Source organism: Streptosporangium sp. CA-115845, from assembly GCF_050943795.1.
Lineage (GTDB): Bacteria > Actinomycetota > Actinomycetes > Streptosporangiales > Streptosporangiaceae > Streptosporangium.
Map to the genome: position 1 here is coordinate 1,068,088 of NZ_CP191988.1, position 20,829 is coordinate 1,088,916.

Below are 20,829 nucleotides of genomic sequence, written 5' to 3' on the forward strand. Positions count from 1 at the left end.
CGGCCCGACCCCGGTACCTCGTACGGCCGGGGCGGGTTTACTCCCAAGGAGAACGTTATGCCTAGGCCCACCAAGGGTGCCCGTCTCGGCGGCAGCCCGGCCCACGAGCGGCTGATCCTGGCGAACCTCGCCACCCAGCTGTTCCAGCACGGCCGGATCAAGACCACCGAGGCCAAGGCGAAGCGTCTGCGCCCGCTGGCGGAGAAGCTGATCACCAAGGCGAAGAAGGGCGACATGCACAACCGTCGCCAGGTGCTGACGGTCGTCAGGGACAAGGGTGTCGTCCACCACCTCTTCACCGAGATCGCCTCGACCTTCGCCGAGCGTCCCGGTGGCTACACCCGGATCACCAAGGTCGGCCTCCGTAAGGGTGACGCCGCCCCCATGGCCGTGATCGAGCTGGTGTCCGAGCCGCTGAACACGGTCCGCGTCGGCCAGACCCAGGCCGCCAAGGCCGCCCCGGCCGCCAAGGCCGAGGAGACCAAGGCGGAGGAGGCCAAGGTCGAGGAGGCCAAGGCCGAGAGCGCCGAGGAGACCGCTGAGGCGACCGAGGCTCCCGCCGAGGAGACCGAGGCCAAGAAGGACAACGCCTGATCTTTCAGGCCCAGTGAACGGGCCCGGCACTCCCTCCACCGGGATGCCGGGCCCTTTCCGTTCTCCGAGAGTCTTTCGAGAGGAACATCGTGGTGCGGCTGAGGCTGGATCTCGCCTATGACGGGACCGATTTCTCCGGCTGGGCCAAGCAGCCGGGACGGCGTACGGTCCAGGGGGAGATCGAGGAGGCGTTCGGCAGGATCCTCCGGCTTCCCGAGCCTCCGGCGCTGACCGTGGCGGGGCGGACCGATGCGGGCGTGCACGCCCGCGGTCAGGTGGCCCATGTCGACCTGGACGCCGGCGCGCTCGGCGCGCTGGACGGCCGCAACCGCCGCGGGGTGCCCGGATCGGTGGAGGAACTCGACGAGAGGCTTTCTGCCACGCGCAGGAGGCTCGCCGGAGTCCTCCCCCCAGATGTACGTGTGCATCGCGTCACGGTGGCTCCTGAAGGCTTTGACGCGAGGTTCTCGGCGCTGTCAAGGCGGTACGCCTACCGGATCTCCGACGCCCCCGGCGGGGTCGACCCGCTCCGCCGCCGCGAGATCGTCTGGTACAACCGGCCCCTGGACGTGGACAGGCTCAACGCGGCCGCCGCCGGTCTCCTCGGTGAGCACGACTTCGCCGCGTTCTGCAAGAGGCGTGAGGGCGCGACCACGATCCGCGAGTTGCAGCGGCTCGACTGGGTCCGCGAGGACGGGCTCATCGTGGCGACGGTCGTGGCCGACGCGTTCTGCCACTCCATGGTCCGGGCGCTCGTCGGGTCGCTGCTGCCCGTCGGTGAGGGCAGGCTCGCGGTCGAGTGGCCGCAGGGGGTGCTGTCGCGGGCCGTACGGGATTCGGGGGTGCACGTCGCGCCCGCGCACGGGCTCTGTCTTGAGGAGGTGCGCTACCCCGGCGCCGAGGAACTCGCCAGGCGGGCCGCGGAGACCCGCCGGGTGCGGACGCTCAGTTCGTGACGCGGCGTTCCACGACCTTCGCGGTCTGGTCGCGGAAGGCACCGCTGATCTTGCCCAGGGCCTTCTCCTTGGCCGTCGGTGTGTGGCCGTCACTGTAGGTGGCGTAGCTGAACACGATGTAGCGGCCCCACACCATCCCGGCCGCGTAGCCGCCCGCGATGTGCACCCGCTCACCTCCCGTGCCGGCGGCCGAGGGCAGGCCGCGGAACCAGAGGTTGCGCTCCAGGTCCTTGGCCCGGTCGGCGGCGACCGCGGACTCGCGGGTGGGAAGCACGGCGACCCCGGTGGTCACGGCGTACCTGCGCTTGCTGTCCACGTACGTGGCCCGCAGCACCCGGCGGCATTCCTGGCTGCGCAGGGTGCCGGCGAACCTGCCGGTCGCGGCCTTCTGGCACTGCTCGGTGAGGTTGGTCTTGACCCGGGTGAACGTCGTCCCCGCCACGGACACCTTCTTGACGAAGGCGTCGGCCACGGTCATCTTGCCCGGATCGGTCCTCTCGGAGTTGAGCATCGTGGTGTTGATCGGCTCGGGCTCACCGGTGATGTCCAGTTTGTCGGTGGGGTCGATCTTTCCCGGCGCGAGGATCGGATCCGCCGCGTTCGCCGACTGCTTGGCGTTGAACGACTGGTAGGCGAAGAAGGCCCCGACGCCGATGCCGACCACCACGACCGCGACCACGGCCGCGAGCAGCGTCGTGCCGGCCTTGCCGCGAGTAGGCGGCGAGGGAGCGGGTGGCGGCTCGGGGGTGAACGCGGAGAGCGGGGTGAACGCCCCGCGCGTCGCCGCCGGATTGCCCGGATTGCCCGGATTGCCCGGGGGGGCCGGCGGCTCGCTCGCGGATGAGGACGTCACCGGCGGGGGAGGGAAGGCGGGCAGCGGGAACGGCGGGGCGACCACCGGGACGCCGCTGGGCGGGGTCACCTGCTCCGCGGGAGTGAAGAGCGGTGCGGTCGGGCCGGAGGCGGCCTGAGGTGTCCGGGCGGGAGCGGTCTGTTCGGCGGCCGGCAGGGGCGTCTGCGAGATCGGCTCCGGCTCGGTCGCCACGGGTTGCGCGACGGGTGCGGACACGGGGGGCCGAGCCGCCGGCACGGATCGGTCGCTGTCCTGGCGGTCGTCCTGGGGACCGGTGTGGGAGGGGGCGGGGGCCTGGGGTGGCGGGTCCTGGTGGGTGGGGGGGACCTGCCGGGGTGAGGCGGCGCGGACGCCGACGGTCTTCTCGCCCCCGCCACGCTCCTCCTGGAAGACCGCGTCCGGCGGCCAGACGGCGACGTCGCCGGGTTCTCCCGGGCGGGCGGTGGTCTCCTCCTGGTCTGTCCACACCGGCTCGCCGGTCGCGGCGGGCCAGGGAGGCTGCTGTCCGGACGAGGGCCAGACCTGCATGCCCGCGGCGGCGGCGGTGAAGGCCGGAGGCGGCTGCCAGGGCGGTGCTCCCGGCACGATGGGCGCGGTGGACAGCGGCGGGCCGTCCTCCGGCTGGGCGTACCAGTCATAGGGAGCCCCGTCGTCGCCGGGGACCGTCCACGGCTGGGCCGCACCCGGATCCGTCTCCGGCCATGCGGAAGGACCGCCTGGCTGCTCATCACCTGCGAGATCGGTCCGCGGCACGTGGGGCGAGGGCTGGCCGAAACTCGGCGGCGGCGTCGCCGGTGTCGCCGAACCCTCGGCTTCATGTCGGTGCTCGGACCCGGATTCCTGGCCACGCATACGCGGCAGCCTAGCGACAGCTGAAGATCGTCATGCGGGTATGGCTGTATCGTCTGCCGGATTCATGCCTGAAAGCGACAGTATGGCCCTGTGCTCAGGGGCGCTTGCCGGTCAACGAACGCGATTCCAGTGCGGGGGTGACGGTCGCGTCCGCCGCTCCGAAGGCCGCCTGGTTCAGTTGCTTGACCTCGTTCTTCTTCGGGAGGTGCCCGTCTTTGTACTGGAACCAGACCATTACCACGTAGTGCCCATGGCGCCACTCACCGACGAAAGCCTCGCCCGTTCCGAGAAGTTTGGTGACCTTGTCCTTACCGGGAAGAGGTTTGATGTACTCTTCCCGCTCCTTGCCCGAACTGGCCGAGACGACCTTGGCCGCCCCCGCGGACGTCTTGAGGTTGGCGACTCCCACGGTTCCGATGATCTTCCCCGAGGCGTCGCGGAAGCTGGCGCGCAGGAGCTGGGTGCACTTGGCGGCGGTGAGGGCCTTCTTCAGCTTGTCCCCCACCACGGCCTCGCCGCACTTCCTGTCCGTCCTGCGCGTGGTCATCAGGTAGTTCTGCCTGCCGATCCGTACCTTCCTGTGTTTGAACACCTCATTCAGGGTGAGGGCGTACGGGTCGGTGGCGCGGGAGGAGGCGAGGCCGAACTTGCCGTTCGCGATGTTGGCGGGCGGCACGAGGGGGGCCTGGGCCGAGGGGGTCGCCGCCCCGGGCGCCGGGGCGGGATCGGAGTTGGCCAGCATGGCCAGGCCGACGCCCCCGGCGATCAGCGCGGCGAGCGCTCCGAGCGCGATGAAGATCGGGCGGCGCGAGCGGGGGCCCTCGTCGTACGGGCTCCACATCTCCTGCCGTGGTCGCTCCTGCGGCGGGGGAGGCTGGACGGGCGGCGCCTGCGGCGACTGCGGTGCCCGCGGGGGCTCGGGGGCACGGTTGTGCGGCGAGGCGTCGAACCAGTGCTGGCCCTGTGCGGGCGGCGACGCGTCAGGCCGGTTGTAAGGCTGGCGGCGCGGCGGCTCCACGGGAAAACCCATGCGCCGAGCGTAGCCCGGTATCAGGGCCGGTTGACTCAGGAGTATCCGAAGTCCTGGGTCCACCACGGCCCGTCGGGCCCCTGGACGGCTCCGACGCCGGTGGCGGTGAGCTCGCAGTTGAGGATGTTGCGCCGGTGGCCGCTGGTCTCCATCCAGCTCCGCACCGCCTCGTCGGGGGAGGTGTAGCCGCGCCCGATGTTCTCCGCGCCGCCGTCACGGTAGCCGGTGGCGTCCATCCGCTCCCAGGGCGACGTGCCGTCGGGAGAGGTGTGGGAGAGGCTGCCGGCGGACGCCATCCCGGCCGAGTGCCTCCTGGCGGACAGGATCAGCCTCCGGTCGATACGGAGCGGCCCGCACCCGGCCCGCCTGCGCTCGATGTTGACGAGCCTGACGACCTCGCGCTCCATCGCGCCGAGGGCGGGGGTGGTGGTGGCGTCGTCGTCACCGTTGCCGTTGAGCAGGTAGCGAGAGGGGCCGTCGTCGCCGGATCCGCCGAGCTTCGTGTCGGCGTCGTGGGTGGGGCGCGGGCGCCGGTCCGCCGGGACGGTCGGGAGGGCGGAGGGGCGGGCGACCCGGGTGAGCGGAGCCCGCTCCACCTGCCCGGCCAGGGCGCCGTTGCTGGGCGTGGGTCTGGTCGACTCGGGGTTGTTCAGGTAGATCTGGTCGGCGGCCTGCTCGTCGCGGCTGCCCCGGCCGATGATGAAGCCGACCAGCAGAACCGTCATCAGGCACACGAACACCCCCATGCGACGCAGGCGCGCTCGCTGGGTATGCCCGGGGTGAGGAAGCTGCCACATACCGCTATCAAAGATAGGGATGTTTGCGGTGAGGAAAAAGAGAATGATGAGAACGTGTTGGAACCGTCACGGATCCACGTTCCCCGCCGGGCTCCGGCGGCAGGCTTCCCGGGAACCGCGTCTCACGGCTGATCGCCCGCCCGTGTGTGGCGGTTCCCAGGCACTGCCGGGTCCCGGGTAGAATGCCAGGGGCGCCGCCGGGGAGTCATGTCTTTTTGACTCGTGCTCATCCGCGCCGGTACTCTGCTAGTTCGTTGTGTGCGAATTGGTCTCCTCTGCAGACCGATACGCGGCGCGTCCGGCGTCATCTCCTCTGTTCTGGAGACGGAAGGTCCGGGCTGTCGTGTGCCCGCACCTACCGACCCATGTTGCTGTCAGCTCTGACAGCGCCGAAGACGCGACCAAAGAAGGCATACGACCGTGCGCACGTACACACCCAAGCCTGCCGAAGTCGAGCGTCAGTGGCACATCATCGACGCCACCGACATCGTGCTTGGCCGGCTGGCCAGCCACGTCGCGATCCTGCTTCGCGGTAAGCACAAGCCGATCTTCGCCAACCATGTCGACACCGGTGACTTCGTCATCGTCATCAATGCCGACAAGATCGCGCTGACCGGCAACAAGCTTGAGCAGAAGAAGGCTTACCGCCACTCGGGCTACCCGGGCGGTCTGCGTTCCATGGCCTACGGCGAGCTCATGGACAAGCGTCCTGACCGTGCCGTCGAGAAGGCCGTGAAGGGCATGCTGCCCAAGAACGCTCTCGGCCGGAAGATGATCAAGAAGCTCAAGGTCTACTCCGGTTCCGAGCACCCGCACCAGGCGCAGCAGCCGGTGCCCTTCGAGCTCACCCAGATCGCCCAGTAGTCGCTAGCTGCTTGTCGCCAGCAGCGTTGGCCGATGGCCGACGCCGAGTAGGAAAGTTAGAGGAGAACCGTGGCTGAGCCCACCGGTGTCGAGACGCCCATCGAGGGCGATCAGGAAGCGTACTCCGCGGAGGAGTTCCCCTCCGAGTACACCTCCGAGTCCACTGTCAGCGGCGACGTCGCCGTCCGCAAGCCCATCACCACCGGCAACTCGTACGGCACTGGGCGCCGCAAGGAGTCCGTCGCCCGCGTGCGCATCGTGCCGGGCACCGGCAAGTGGACGATCAACGGTCGTACGCTTGAGAACTATTTCCCGAACAAGGTCCACCAGCAGATCGTCAACGAGCCCTTCGTGGTTCTTGGCGCCGAGGACCAGTTCGACGTCATCGCCCGCATCAGCGGTGGCGGCGTCACCGGCCAGGCCGGTGCCCTGCGCATGGGCCTCTCCCGCGCGCTGACCGTCCTGGACGTCGAGGTCAACCGCCCGCCGCTGAAGAAGGCAGGCTTCCTGACCCGTGACGCCCGCGCCACCGAGCGCAAGAAGTACGGTCTGAAGAAGGCCCGTAAGGCTCCGCAGTACAGCAAGCGTTAAGTTGGGGCGCCTTTTCGGCACCGACGGGGTACGTGGGGTCGCGGGACGCGACCTCACGGCCGAGCTCGCCATGGACCTGTCCGTGGCCGCGGCTCATGTCCTCGGCGATGCCGGGGCGTTCAGCGCCAGCGTCGGGCGGCGAGGCCGCCCCGTCGCCGTCGTGGGCCGGGACCCCCGGGCTTCAGGAGAATTCCTGGAGGCCGCGGTGGTCGCCGGCCTTGCGTCGTCTGGCGTGGACGTTCTCCGGCTCGGCGTGCTGCCCACCCCGGCGGTCGCTTACCTGACCACGGCTCTCAGAGCCGACATGGGCGTGATGATCTCCGCCTCCCACAATCCCGCCCCGGACAACGGGATCAAGTTCCTCGCCCGCGGCGGCTACAAGCTGCCGGACGCGGTGGAGAACGAGATCGAGCAGCGGCTCGGCGAGAAGTGGGAGCGCCCTGTCGGTGCCTCGGTCGGCCGTGTGCGCGAGGCGTACGGCGAGGCCGACCGTTACGTGTCCCATGTGCTGTCCACGGTGGACTGCCGTCTCGACGGCCTCAACGTGGTCCTCGACTGCGCTCACGGCGCCGCCCACATGGTGGCTCCCGAGGCGCTGCTGCGGGCCGGGGCCACGGTGGAGACGATCGGGGCCCGCCCCGACGGCCTCAACATCAACGCCGGGGTCGGCTCCACCCACCTGGACAAGCTCCAGCAGATCGTCGTCTCCCGCAACGCGGATGTGGGCATCGCCTACGACGGAGACGCGGACCGCTGCCTGGCCGTCTCGCACACCGGCGAGGTCGTCGACGGTGACCAGATCATGGCGGTGCTGGCCATGGCCATGCACACCGAGGGGTCGCTGGTCGGCGACACCGTGGTGGCCACGGTCATGTCCAACCTGGGTTTCAAGCTCGCGCTCAAGAGCGCGGGGATCGACGTGGTGGAGACCGCCGTGGGCGACCGCTACGTCCTGGAGGCCATGCGGGCGGGCGGTTACAACCTGGGCGGCGAGCAGTCCGGCCACGTCCTCATGCTCGACCACGCCACCACCGGGGACGGCCTGCTGACCTCGCTGCACCTGCTGGCGGTCGTGGCGCGGGCGAAGAAGTCGCTGGCGGAGCTGGCCTCGGTGATGACCCGCCTGCCGCAGGTCCTGGTCAACGTCAAGGACGTCGACCGGGCCAAGGCCTCGGCTCCCGAACTGGCCACGGCGGTCGCCGCCGCCGAGTCGGAGCTGGGGGAGACCGGCCGGGTGCTGATCCGGCCGAGCGGCACCGAGCCGATGATCCGGGTCATGGTCGAGGCCGCGTCGGCGGAGCAGGCCGAGCAACTGGCAGGCCGGCTGGCCGAGGTCGTCCGTACGGCCTGCGTCTGAATCACCTGAATCACCAGAGCACGGCCCGCACTCGCAGTGCGGACCGTGCTCTGTCGTTTTCCCAGCCCTCACCGCCGTGACGATGAGCGATCGCGCACACGACGTCTCCCGCCCCTCTTGGGGTGCCTTGTGGTTACTGTTGCTTTACACCCCTTCTGTCCGGCGCCACGCCACACTTCGCATTGATTGACACTCTGAGTCGTTGATCAGACACTTTCAGTGGTTGCGAAGGGATTTCCCTTCCCCGCACCGTTCATCGTGTCGGATGGCTCCGAGCCCGACGGCCTTCTGGGTGCCTCGATCGTCACGATGCCCGTACGGCGGAAAGCCGCCGACATCATGATCGACCGAAGGGGTGCCGTGCCGTGCCTTTGTTCCTCGTTGCCCTTGGCGCTGTCCCCGCGACCGGTTCCGCGGACCTCCGGTGGTCATGATGAACGGCATCCCGCGCCCGGCGGGGGGCTCAGGCCGATCCACGGTCATGGCGGGAGACGCGCTGCCGCGAGGCGGGCGGACCCTCGCCAAACTTCTCGTGCTGAGCATGGCCGCCGGTGCGCTGAGCGTCCCGTCCCCCACGGCCGCGTCGGTGACCGGCACCGTCGTGTTCAACCAGCCCTTCCACAACAACACGGCCAACGGCACCGGTGCCGTGGTGCTGCCCTCGCTGCCGAGCGGGTCGAGCGGGTCGAACTACGCCTGCCTGACCGCCTCCGGCAACAGCAACACCGGCGTCGTGCAGAGCTGCAGCGGGAACACGGACAGTCAGGGTTCGGGCAAGCTGCGCCTGACGAACGCGACGACGAGCAGGGAGGGCGGCCTCTTCGGCGCGGTCAGCGTGCCCGCCTCGCAGGGGCTCGACGTGACGTTCAACACCTACCAGTACGGCGGAACCGGGGCCGACGGCATCGCCTTCGTGCTGGCGGCGGTCGATCCGGCGAACCCCAAGTCTCCGGCCAACATCGGCCAGTCGGGCGGCGCCCTCGGTTACTCCGGGACCAGCTCCGTGGTCGGCATGGCGTACGGGTATCTCGGTATCGGCCTCGACGTGTACGGAAACTTCAGCAGCAGCACCTACCAGGGGACCGGCTGCACGAACCTGTCGGGCACGGGTGTCCGGGTGCCCGGCCAGGTCGTCATCCGCGGACCGGGCAACGGCACCGTCGGATACTGCGCGCTCAACACCACGGCCGCCTCGACGAGCGCCACCCCGCTGGCGCTGCGGGCGACCAGCCGTACCGCCGTTCCTGTTCAGATCGGTATCAACCCCACCGCGGTGTCGCTGACCACCGCCGCCGGACTGGTGGTACCGCCCGGCAGCTACGTGGTGGTGGTCACCCTGGTGGGTGGTACGGCCAGGACTCTCACCGGTAGCCTTCCGACGGTTCCCACCGGTCTGTACCCGGCGAGCTGGCTGAACGCCAACGGGACTCCCCGGCAACTGGCCTTCGGCTGGGTGGCCTCCACCGGAAGCGTGACCGACTTCCACGAGGTCGACGCGGCCACGGTGACCACGACCAGCTCGGTTCCCCAGCTGACCGTCGCACAGACCGGCTACAGCGCCTCGACCCTGGTGCCGGGCGCGCCCGTGACCTACAGCGTCGTCGCCGGCGTCGGCACGGACAGCATCGCGGAGTCCGCTCCGATCTCGGTGACCCAGACCATGCCGGCCGGGGTGGTGCCCGCGGGCGCCTATGGAACGGGATGGGTCTGTGCGGCGCCGGTCGGGCAGTCCGTCACGTGCACCAACAGCAACACCCCGTTCGCGGCCGGGGCGACGTTACCGCCGATCACCGTGGTGGGCGTCGTCACCGGGGTCGGAGTCACGCCGTCCCTGATCCAGACCGCGACGGTGGTCACCTCCTCGTCGATCGACGCCAGCCCCGCCTACTCGACGACGACGACCGCGGGAACGCTGCCGTCGGCGCCCAGCGGCGTCACCCTGAGTTCGACGACGGGCTCGATCTCCGGTGGCTCCTCGAACATCGTGAGCGGGACGAACATCTCCAACGCGACGGCCATCGAGATCGGCACCGCCACCGAGCAGGCGGCCGGCACCGCCGTCGTGCTGCTGCCCTGCGCCTCCGGAGCCACCAGCGGGTGCTTCACCGCCAATGCCAACGGCACGTTGACCATTCCCGCCATGCCGGCCCGAGCCGCCAGCGCGGCGGTGTCGGTCACCGTGGTCACCCTGGGACTCGCCGCGTCCGCCGCCTACGTCTACGCCGCCTCCCCGGCCGCGCCCGCCGCCCCCGTCGCCACGGCGGGGGTGAGCAGCGCCACGGTGACCTGGACCGCGCCGAACAACAACGGCAGCGCCATCACCGGTTACCTGGTGACCCCGTACAAAAACGGGGTGGCCCAGACCCCGGTGGCCTATGACGCCTCAACCACCACCAGGACGCTGAGCGGGCTGACCACCGGTGTGCCGTACACCTTCACGGTGACCGCCACGAACACCTTCGGCACCGGGTCGGCCAGTCCGGCGTCCAACGCGGTCACCCCGTACGCCGTTCCCGGCAAGCCGGTCATCACCTCGGTCACCGCCGGAACCTCCTCGGCGAACCTCAGCTGGACGGCACCGGCGACCAACGGCAGCGACATCACCGGCTACATCGTCACGCCCTACATCGGTGGCGTCGCGCAGTCGCCCCAGACGTTCAACAGCAATGCGACCAGCCAGGTCGTCACCGGTCTGACGCCGGGGGCCTCCTACACCTTCACCGTCACCGCCGTGAACGCGGCGGGCTCCGGCCTGCCGTCCACCTCGTCGACAGCGGTCGTCCCCAACGCGGCCCCCGCGTTCACCTTCGCCGCGCCACCGGCCGGCGAGGTGGGAGCCGCCTACAGTGTCCCGCTGACCATGAGTGGCGGTACCGCGCCGTATGCGTGGTCGGTCAGTGCGGGGAGTCTGCCGCCGGGGCTCACCCTGAACACCTCCACCGGCCTGCTGTCGGGCACCCCCACATCGGGCGGCAGCTACTCCTTCACCGCGCAGGTGACGGACGCCAGCAACGTGAGCGCCACCAGGGCGGTCACCCTGGTCGTCGCGGCGGCGCCCGTCCTGACGTTCGCGGCACCGCCCAACGGCGAGGTGAGCATCCCCTACAGCGTCCCGCTGACCGTCACCGGGGGCACGGCGCCGTACGTCTGGTCGGTCAGTGCGGGGAGTCTGCCGCCGGGGCTCACCCTGAACACCTCCACCGGCCTGCTGTCGGGCACCCCGACGGCGGGCGGCGCCTACTCCTTCTCCGTCAAGGTGCTCGACGCCATGAACCAGAGCAGCACCAGGACGGTCAGCCTGACGATCGCCGCGCTGCCGACGTTCACCTTCACCACGCCGCCGGCCGGGCAGGTCGGCGTCTCCTACAGTGTCCCGCTGACGGTGAGTGGGGGCACGGCGCCGTATGTGTGGTCGGTCAGTGCGGGGAGTCTGCCGCCGGGGCTCACCCTGAACACCTCCACCGGCCTGCTGTCGGGCACTCCGACCACGACGGGCAGCTACCCCGTCACCTTCCAGGTGGTCGACGCCGCCGGCCTGGCCGCCACCCAGTCCGCGACCCTGGTCATGGTGGCCGGTCCTCTGGTCATGGTCAAGACGGCCGGCGCCGCCTCGGTGGTGCCTGGTGCCACGCTCAACTACACGATCACCGTGAACAACACCGGGTCGAGTGCCTTCACCGGGGTGACGTTGAGCGACCCGCTGGCGGATGTCCTCGACGACGCGACCTACAACGGTGACGCGACCGCGAGCAGCGGCTCGGTCTCCCTGGCCGGCCAGACCCTGACCTGGACCGGCAACGTGGCGGCCGGGGCGACGGTGACCATCACCTACTCGGTCACGGTGAGCAACCCCGGCACCGGTAACAAGGTGCTGGCCAACGCGCTGACCTCGTCGACCGTCGGCAGCACCTGCCCGGCCGGCGGCAGCGACTCCCGATGCTCCGCCACCGTCACCGTGTCCGGTCTGTCCATCGCCAAGGTCGCCAGCGTCGCGACGACGACTCCCGGCGGGACGATCGGCTACACCGTCACGGTGACGAACACCGGCCAGACCCCGTACACCGGCGCGACGTTCGTCGACTCGATGGCCGGCCTGCTCGACGACGCCGTCTACAACGCGGACGCGACCGCCTCCAGCGGCAGCGTGTCGTACACCGGCCCCAACCTGACCTGGACCGGAAACCTCGCTCCCGGCGCGAGCGCGAACATCACCTACTCGGCCACGGTGCAGAACCCCGATGGCGGGGATCGGACCGTATCCAACACGATCACCTCCGGCACCCCCGGCAGCACCTGCCCGGCCGGCAACCGCGCCGCGTCGTGCACCGCCACCGTCACGGTCCTCATTCCGGGTCTCACGATCAGCAGCAGCGCGGACGTGGCCACCACCACGCCGGGTTCGGTCGTGAACTACACGTTGACGGCCGCCAACACCGGGCAGACCCCGTACGCCGGGACGAGTTTCACCGCCTCGCTGGCGGGCGTGCTGGACGACGCGACGGTCAACGGCAGCCTCTCCGCGACGTCGGGCACCGTCGTCAACAACCTGAACGGCACCTTCACCTGGACGGGTGACCTGGCCATCGGCGCGAGCGTCACCATCACCGGCTCGGTCACCGTGAACAGTCCCGACACCGGAGACAGGGTCCTCCGGACCACCGTCACCTCGGCCGCGCCGGGTAACAACTGCCCGGTGGGCAACCGGGCCCCCGGGTGCTTCAGCACCGTCACGGTCCTGATTCCCGGCCTGACGATCGCCAAGACGGCCGGCACGGCGACCACGACCCCCGGATCGGTCGTGAACTACACGGTCGTGGTCACCAACTCGGGGCAGACCGCCTACACCGGTGCGGCGTTCGCCGACGCGCTGGGCGGGGTGCTCGACGACGCGACCTACAACGCGGACGCCGTCGCGACCAGCGGCTCGGTCGGCTTCGCCGGCTCCACACTGACCTGGACCGGCAACCTGGCGGTCGGGGCGAGCGCGACGATCACCTACTCGGTCACCGTCAACAATCCCGACAACGGGAACAAGACGCTGACCAGCACCCTCACCTCGTCCACCGTCGGCAGCAACTGCCCCACGGGCAGCGGTGATGTCCGGTGCGCCAGCAGTGTGACGGTCCTCGTCCCGCAGTTGACGATCAATGCCGTGGCGGGCGGTGCCACCACGACTCCGGGGAGCATCGTCAGTTACACCACCACGCTGGCCAATACCGGGCAGACCCCGTACACGGGCATCAGCGCCATGATCGACACCTCGACCATGCCCGACGACGTGACCTACAACGGTGACTTCACATCCAGCGCCGGCAGCATCAACCTGGCCCCGGACGGCTTGATCATCTGGACCGGGGACATCGCGGTCGGTGCGACGGTCACCATCACGGGCTCGGTCACCGTGAACAACCCCGACACCGGGGACAAGGTCCTGAGAAGCGCCGTCACCTCCGCCGCGCCCGGCAGTACCTGCCCGGTCATCGGCGCGACGGCGCCAGGCTGCTTCTCCACGGTCACCGTCCTGGTCCCGGCACTGACGATCACAAATGTCGCCGACACCCAGACGGCCGCACCCGGTGGCACGGTCACCTACACGACGACGGTCGCCAACACCGGGCAGACCCCCTACAGCGGCGCCCAGGTCACCAATCAGCTGGCCCAGGTGCTCAATGACGCCGTCTACAACGGTGACGCGACCGCGACGAGCGGCACGGTCGCCTACGCCGGGTCCAACCTGACCTGGACCGGTGATCTGGCGGTCGGGGCGAGCGCGACGGTCACCTACTCGGTGACCGTGAACAATCCCGACCTCGGCGACAGGCGGATGCGCAACGTCGCGGTGTCGTCCGCGCCGGGCAGCACCTGCCCGGCGGGGAGCACCGACACCGGGTGCGTCTCGACGGTGACGATCCTGGTGCCGGGGCTGACCATCGCGGCGAGCGCGAACACCAGCACGACGAAGCCAGGGGCCACCGTCACCTACACGGTCACCGTCACCAACTCCGGGCAGACCCCGTACACCGGGGCCGCCGTCACCGACCTGCTGGCCGGGGTGCTCGACGACGCGACCTACAACGCGGACGCCACCGCCACGACGGGTACGGTCGCCCTCACCGGGTCCAACCTGGGCTGGACCGGCAACCTGGCGGTCGGCGCGAGCGCCACGATCACCTACTCGGTCACCGTCGACAACCCCGACACCGGAGACGCCCTGCTCTCCAGCACCGCCGTCTCGCCCACCACGGGGAGCAACTGCCCGACCGGGAGCACCGACTCACGGTGCACCGCCGCGGTGGCGGTGGCGCGGCTGGTCATCTCCCAGAGTTTCGTCGGGAGCAGTGCCACCCCGGGCTCGACGATCCGGCTCAACGCCACGTTCACCAACACCGGGCAGGTCCCCTACACGGGGATCAGCATCTCCAGCCCGACCGCCGGCACCGTCGACGACGCCGTCCCCAACGGTGACCAGGCCGCGAGTTCGGGGACGCTGGTCCTCAGCGCCACGGCCATCACCTGGACCGGCAACATCCCCGTCGGGGGCACCGTCACGGTCACCGGCACCCTGACCGTGAAGAATCCCCCCACCGGGGACAAGATCGTCACTGGCACCCTGGTCTCGGCCGCTCCCGGTAACAACTGCCCGGCCGGTGGCTCCGACCCCCGCTGCACGGCCCTGCTCAACGTCGTCGTCCCCGGCCTGACGATCACCAACATCGCCGACGCTCCCGTCACGGTCCAGGGGGGCACCGTCAACTACACGGTCACCGTCACCAACTCCGGGCAGACCCCGTACATCGGTGCGACGTTCACCGAGGCGCTGACGGGTGTCCTTGACGACGCGGTCTACAACGGCGACGCGACGGCGACGACCGGCAGCGTCTCCTTCGCCGATCCCACCCTGACCTGGACCGGCGATCTGGCGGTCGGGGCGAGCGCGACGATCACCTACTCGGTCACCGTGCGAAACCCCGACCCCGGAGACAGGAACCTGACCAGCACGATCTCCTCGCCCACCGTCGGCGGCAACTGCGCTCCGGCGAGTGGCAACGCGCAGTGCACCAGTAGCGTGATCGTGCTCATCCCCGCGCTGACCATCACCCAGACCGACGCTCCCACCACGGCGGTGCCGGGGATCACGATCACCTACACGACCACCGTCACCAACACCGGGCAGCTCCCCTACACGGGGGCGACGTTCACCGAGGCGCTGGCGGGCGTGCTGGACGACGCCGTCTACAACGCGGACGCGACCGCCTCCGGCGGCAGCGTGTCGTACACCGGCCCCAACCTGATCTGGACCGGAAACCTCGCTCCCGGGGCGAGCGCGACGATCACCTACACGGTCACCGTCGACAACCCGGTGACCGGTGACGCGAACCTGGTGAACACGATCACCTCCACCACTTCCGGCAACAACTGCCCGCCCGGCGGGACCGATCCCCGCTGCGGTACCAGCGTTCGGGTCACCGAGATCACCTCGCTGACCTTCGACAAGGCCGCGAGCACCCCTTCGGCAGGGCAGGGTGAGACGGTCACCTACACCGTCACGATCAGCAACAGCGGGCTGACACCCTACGTCGGCGCGACGTTCACCGACGATCTGACCGATGTCCTGGACGACGGCACCTACAACAACGACGCCGTGGCGGGCACGGGCACCGTCGGCTACACCGCACCCAATCTGACCTGGACCGGAACCGTCCCGGCCGGCGGATCGACCACGGTCGTCTACTCGGTGACGGTGAACACCTCGTCCGACGGGAACCTCGTCAACACCCTGGTCTCGACCTCGCCAGACGGCAACTGTGCCGCGGCGAGCACCGACCCGCGCTGCTCGGTCACGGTGACCGTGGCCAGGCTGACCATCGTGACCACCTCCAACGCGGCGACCTATCTGCCGGGCGAGGTGGTGCACTACACGTCGGTGATGACCAACGCCGGACAGACGCCGTACCACGGGATCAGCGTGCTGTTCAACGGGATCGAGGGTGTCGACGACGGCGTGTCCAACGGGGACCAGCAGGCCACCTCCGGATCGCTGTCGCTGGGGCTCGACGGGCTGACCTGGACCGGCAGCATTCCGGTGGGCGGCAGCGTCACGCTGACCGGCAGCATCACGGTGAACAACCCCGACACCGGCGACAAGCTGATCACCCTCACCTCGGTCTCCGCGGCGCAGGGCAGCGGCTGTCCCGTGGCGACCGCTCCCGGCTGCACCACCTCGGTCACCGTGCTGACCCCCGGTCTGACGATCACCAAGGTCGCGGACCGGAGCGCGGTGGTCCCCGGCGCCCCGGTGGCCTACACGCTCACGATCGCCAACAGTGGGAACAGTGCCTACACCGGCGCCGTGGTCACCGACACGCTGACCGGGGTGCTGGACGACGTGGTCTACAACGGCGACGCGACGGCGACGACCGGCAGCGTCTCCTTCGCCGACCCCACCCTGACCTGGACCGGTGACCTGGCGGTCGGCGCGACCGCGACCGTCACCTACTCCCTCACCGCGAACAGTCCTCCCAGCGGTGACAAGCTCATGAGCAACGGCGTCGCCTCCACCGAGATGGGCAGCACCTGCCCACCCGGCAGCGGGAGTTCGGCCTGCAACGCGGGGGTTGTCCTGCTCACCCCGATCCTGACGATCGTGAAGACATCCGGCACCGCGTCGACCACCCCCGGAGGGACGGTCACCTACACGGTCACCGCGACCAACAGCGGACAGGTGCCCTTCGCCGCGGCGACGTTCACCGACGCGCTGGCCGGGGTGCTGGACGACGCGGTCTACAACGGCGACGCGAGCGCCACGCGCGGCACCGTCACCTACACCAGCCCCAACCTGACCTGGACCGGCGCTCTCAACTCCGGCCAGGGGGTCACCCTCACCTACAGCGTCACGGTGAACACCCCTGGCACTGGCGACCAGAAGCTGACCAGCACGGTCAGCTCGGCCACCGCGGGCAGTACCTGCCCGGCCGGAAGCACGGACGCCCGCTGCCTCGACGAGGTCCTGATCTCCAGAATCAAGATCACTATGGCGGCGGACGTCGTCACCGCAGTGCCGACAGAGGCCGTCAACTACACGGTCACGATCGCCAACACCGGGCAGACGCCGTACGGCGACGCCGTCGTGAACAGCCTGCTCGCCGGTGTTCTCGACGACGCGGTCTACAACGGTGACGCGACGGCCTCGGCGGGCAACCTCGTCTTCACCCCGGCGAACGACGAACTGGTGTGGACCGGTCCCCTCGCGGTCGGCGCGACCGTCACCGTCACCATCACCTTCTCGCTGAGGGTGCAGAACCCCGATCCGGGCGACAAGGTGCTGAAAGTCGTCGCGACCTCCAACGCCCCGGGCAACAACTGCCCCGTCGGGAGCAGCGACCCGCTCTGCACCTCGACGGTCACCGTGCTGACTCCGGCCCTGACCCTCTCCAAGAGCGCGGACCGGACGACGGTCACCCCCGGCGGCACCATCACCTACACGATCACGGTCGCCAACACCGGCCAGACCCCGTACACCGGGGCGACGGCGGCCGACGACCTCACGGCGGTGCTCACGGACGCCGTCTACAACGGCGACGCGAGCGCCACGAGCGGCACCGTCACCCTGACCGGCTCCGCCCTGACCTGGATCGGTGATCTCGCGATCGGCGCGAGCACGACGATCACCTACTCGGTCACCGTGAACAACCCCGACCTGGGTGACAAGCTGATCGACAACGAGGTCTCCTCCGACACGCTGGGCAGCACCTGCCCGTCCACCGGCTCCGTCCCGGCGTGCACGGCACTCGTCACCGTGCTCGTCCCGGAGCTGACCATCGTCAAGACGGCCGACGCGGTGACCACGACCCCCGGTGGCACCGTCGGCTACACGATCACGGTCACCAACACCGGGCAGACGGACTACACCGGCGTGACCGTCACCGACCCGCTGACGGCGGTGCTGGACGACGCCGCCTACAACGGCGACGCGACCGCCGAGACGGGCACGATCGGGTTCGCCGGCCAGAGCCTGACCTGGACCGGTGACCTCGCGATCGGAGCGACGGTGATCATCGGTTACTCGGTCACCGTCAACAATCCGGACACCGGAAACCTGCTGCTCACCGACACTGTCGCCTCCAGCGCGCCGGGCAGCACCTGCCCGGTGGGCGGCAGCACGGCGGCCTGCACCTCGTCGGTGGCCGTCCTCGTTCCCGGACTGGCCATCTCCATCGCCGCCGGCCGGCCGACCACGACCCCCGGCGGCGTCACCCGTTTCACGATCACGATCGCCAACACCGGCCAGACCCGGTACGAAGGCGTGAGCGTCGCGAACGCCCTCGCCGGCGTGCTGGACGAGGCCGTCTACGACAATGACGCGATCGCCACGGCCGGCACGGTCGCCGTTGCCGGGCAGACCCTGACCTGGACCGGTGATATGGCGGTCGGGGCGACCGTGACCGTCACGTACACGGTGAAGGCCGACGACCCCAACAGCGGAGACACGGTCATGAACAGCGTCGTCTCCTCGTCCGCACCGGGCAGTACCTGCCCGGTGGGAGGCACCGCCCCGGCCTGCAGTGCCACGGTCACCATCTTGATCCCGGCACTGAGCATCGCCATGAGCGCCGACACGGCGACCACGACCCCCGGGAGCACGGTCGGCTACACGATCACGGTCACCAACACCGGGCAGACGGACTACGCCGCGGCCTCCGTGGTCGCCGAGCTTGACGGGGTGTTCCCCGACGCGGTCTACAACGGGGACGCGAGCGCCTCCACCGGCGTCTTCGACTACACGGCGCCGAGACTGACCTGGACCGGCGCCCTCGCGATGGGCGCGAGCACCGCGATCACCTACTCCATCACGGTGCAGGATCCCGACCCCGGGGACAAGGCCCTGACCAGCGGCGTGAGCTCCACCACGCCGGGCAGCACCTGCCCGGCGGGCAGTACCGCCACGGCGTGCGCGACACTCGTGCGCGTCCTGGTGCCGCGGCTCACGATCACGCAGACCGCCGACACCGGCACCGTCGTCGCCGGGGGCACCGTCCACTACACGGTGACCCTGGTCAACACCGGTGAGACCGGCTACGCCGGTGCCGCGTTCACCGAGTCGCTGGCCGGGGTGCTCGACGACGCCACCTACGGCAACGACGCGAGCGCCTCCACCGGCACCGTCACCTATGCCGACGGCACCCTCGGCTGGAGTGGCGATCTCGCCATCGGCGCCACCGCCACGGTCACCTACTCGATCACCGGCGTCTATCCTCCTCAGGGCGACAGGACCATGACCACTACCGTCGTCTCCGCCACCGCCGGATCGACCTGCCCAGCAGGGGGAGACGATCCGGGCTGCACCACGACCGTCACCGTCCTGACTCCCGGTCTCACCATCACCAAGACCGCGAACAACAGCGGTGTCGTGGTGGCGGAGGCCACCGTCCAGTACACGATCACGGTCACGAACACCGGCGAGACCGACTACGCCGCTGTCGCGGTCACCGACACGCTGGCCGGGGTGCTCGACGACGCCGTCTACAACAACGACGCGAGCGCCTCCACCGGCACCGTCACCTACGCCGACGGGGTCCTCGGCTGGACCGGAACGCTGCCGATGGAGGCGAGCGCGGTCATCACCTTCACCGTCGTCACCGATGAGGAGGTCACGGGTGAGGAGGTCACGGGTGACGGAACTCTCGACAATCGGGTCACCTCGGCGACGACGGGGAGCAACTGTCCGGTCGGGGGCACCGACCCACGGTGCTCGGTCGTGATCACCTTGACCCCGACCAGTATCACCCTCACCGACCTGACCGACAGCTTCGTCCTGGCCGGCACTCCGGATTCGACGGCCAGGAGCAACGGAGCCGTGACCATGACCGTCATCACGAACAGCGTCGACGGCTACAGCGTCACCGTGCAGGCGGATTCGGCCGAGCTCACCTCGGACCAGCCCGGCAACGACGTCACCATCCCGATCGGGAACCTGCGCGTGCGCGAGAGCGGCACGTCGGCCTTCCATGCCGTCTCGGCCGGCACCCCGGTACTCGTCCACCAGCAGGACGGCCCGTCCGCTCCCGGCGGGGACGCCATCGGCAATGACTTCGAGGGTTACATCCCCTTTGTCCCGGTCGGCCGCTATTCGGCGACGCTCACCTACGTCGCGACGGCCAGTTGACGCGCAGACGCCCCCGCCGGGAACTCGGTGGGGTCTACCAAGCACCTCTCACTCGAACCCGAACAACGTGAAGGAGCAAGCCATGGCAGTGATCACGCGGCGTGCCACCGCTCTCTGCGGACTCGGCGCGGTCCTGGTCGTCGCCCTTGCCGCGCCCTCGGCGGCGTTCGCGCTCAAACCGCACCCCGACGACAAGGAGGTGAAGGCGGCCGTCGTGGCCGCCCCCAGGCTGAGCATCAGCATCGACAACGGCCAGACCACCGCCGAGGCGGGGGACCGGTTCACCTACACCGTCACCGTCAACAACGTCGGCACGGACAGGGCGCGTGAGCTCAGGATCACCCAGAGCCTGCCGACCGGCCTGCACTTCGTCTCGGCAGACGGCCAGGGCAGGGCGGAGGAGGGCCAGGTCCGCTGGACCGCCGATGTGCCGGCGGGCAAGAAGGCCGTCTTCCACACCACCGCCGAGGTGCGAGACACCCCGGAGGACCTGCTCCGCCTGGCCACCGTCGCCTGCGCGAGCGTCAAGACGGACGACAAGCCCCTGGTCTGCGCCACCCACTCCGACCGGCTGCCGGCCGGCGCGGCCGCCGAGGCGGCCGCCCACGAGGCGGCCAACCCCGTGACCAGTCGCCTGTGGTACGCGGGTGCGGGCGCCGGTCTGCTGGCCCTGGCCCTGACCGTGCTCCTGGCCTTCCGCCGAACCAGGCTCCGCCGTCACCTGGGGCGGTCGCCCTCGTAACGATCCGCGCCCAGCCTCATGGACCCGTAT

General features: G+C 69.8%; 10 protein-coding genes. 7 read left to right on the top strand and 3 right to left on the bottom strand.

Annotated elements, in window-relative coordinates:
• The first annotated feature begins 57 nt into the window (after window positions 1-57).
• Both rplQ and truA read left to right on the top strand, forming a co-directional pair.
• Window positions 58-594, top strand: a complete 537-nt coding sequence (gene rplQ, locus ACQP0P_RS07275) for a 50S ribosomal protein L17 (RefSeq protein WP_350911386.1) — start codon at window positions 58-60, stop codon at window positions 592-594.
• 89 nt (window positions 595-683) lie between these two features.
• Window positions 684-1,550 carry a tRNA pseudouridine(38-40) synthase TruA gene (gene truA, locus ACQP0P_RS07280; protein ID WP_433372587.1) on the top strand — a complete coding sequence of 289 codons (867 nt, stop codon included), beginning with the start codon at window positions 684-686 and terminating at the stop codon, window positions 1,548-1,550.
• On the opposite strand, the gene ACQP0P_RS07285 is transcribed toward truA, so the two are convergent.
• From ACQP0P_RS07285 to ACQP0P_RS07295, 3 genes are all read right to left on the bottom strand, one after another.
• Entirely contained in the window at window positions 1,540-3,255 is a 1,716-nt protein-coding gene (locus ACQP0P_RS07285; RefSeq protein ID WP_433372590.1) for a hypothetical protein, read from the bottom strand. The two genes, truA and ACQP0P_RS07285, sit on opposite strands and share 11 nt — an antisense overlap.
• Before the next feature lie 94 nt (window positions 3,256-3,349).
• On the bottom strand, window positions 3,350-4,285 hold the full coding sequence (locus ACQP0P_RS07290) for a hypothetical protein (protein ID WP_433372593.1): 936 nt from the start codon (window positions 4,283-4,285) through the stop codon (window positions 3,350-3,352).
• 35 nt (window positions 4,286-4,320) lie between these two features.
• Window positions 4,321-5,082 carry a CAP domain-containing protein gene (locus tag ACQP0P_RS07295; RefSeq protein WP_433372596.1) on the bottom strand — a complete coding sequence of 254 codons (762 nt, stop codon included), beginning with the start codon at window positions 5,080-5,082 and terminating at the stop codon, window positions 4,321-4,323.
• A gap of 420 nt (window positions 5,083-5,502) precedes the next feature.
• Here ACQP0P_RS07295 and rplM point away from each other — a divergent pair, with 420 nt between their 5' ends.
• The 5 genes from rplM to ACQP0P_RS07320 all read left to right on the top strand — a co-directional run bounded on the left by rplM (window position 5,503) and on the right by ACQP0P_RS07320 (window position 20,799).
• Entirely contained in the window at window positions 5,503-5,946 is a 444-nt protein-coding gene (gene rplM, locus ACQP0P_RS07300) for a 50S ribosomal protein L13 (RefSeq protein ID WP_433372599.1), read from the top strand.
• A gap of 69 nt (window positions 5,947-6,015) precedes the next feature.
• Window positions 6,016-6,537: a 30S ribosomal protein S9 gene (gene rpsI / locus ACQP0P_RS07305; protein WP_433372602.1), complete on the top strand. Its 522-nt coding sequence runs from the start codon at window positions 6,016-6,018 to the stop codon at window positions 6,535-6,537.
• Between the two features lies 1 nt (window position 6,538).
• Window positions 6,539-7,894 (top strand): phosphoglucosamine mutase, encoded by a 1,356-nt coding sequence (gene glmM, locus ACQP0P_RS07310; RefSeq protein ID WP_433372605.1) that lies wholly within the window; start codon window positions 6,539-6,541, stop codon window positions 7,892-7,894.
• A gap of 481 nt (window positions 7,895-8,375) precedes the next feature.
• Window positions 8,376-20,057, top strand: a complete 11,682-nt coding sequence (locus ACQP0P_RS07315; protein ID WP_433372608.1) for a putative Ig domain-containing protein — start codon at window positions 8,376-8,378, stop codon at window positions 20,055-20,057.
• Between the two features lie 82 nt (window positions 20,058-20,139).
• Entirely contained in the window at window positions 20,140-20,799 is a 660-nt protein-coding gene (locus ACQP0P_RS07320) for a hypothetical protein (protein WP_433372611.1), read from the top strand.
• The last annotated feature ends 30 nt before the right edge of the window (window positions 20,800-20,829 follow it).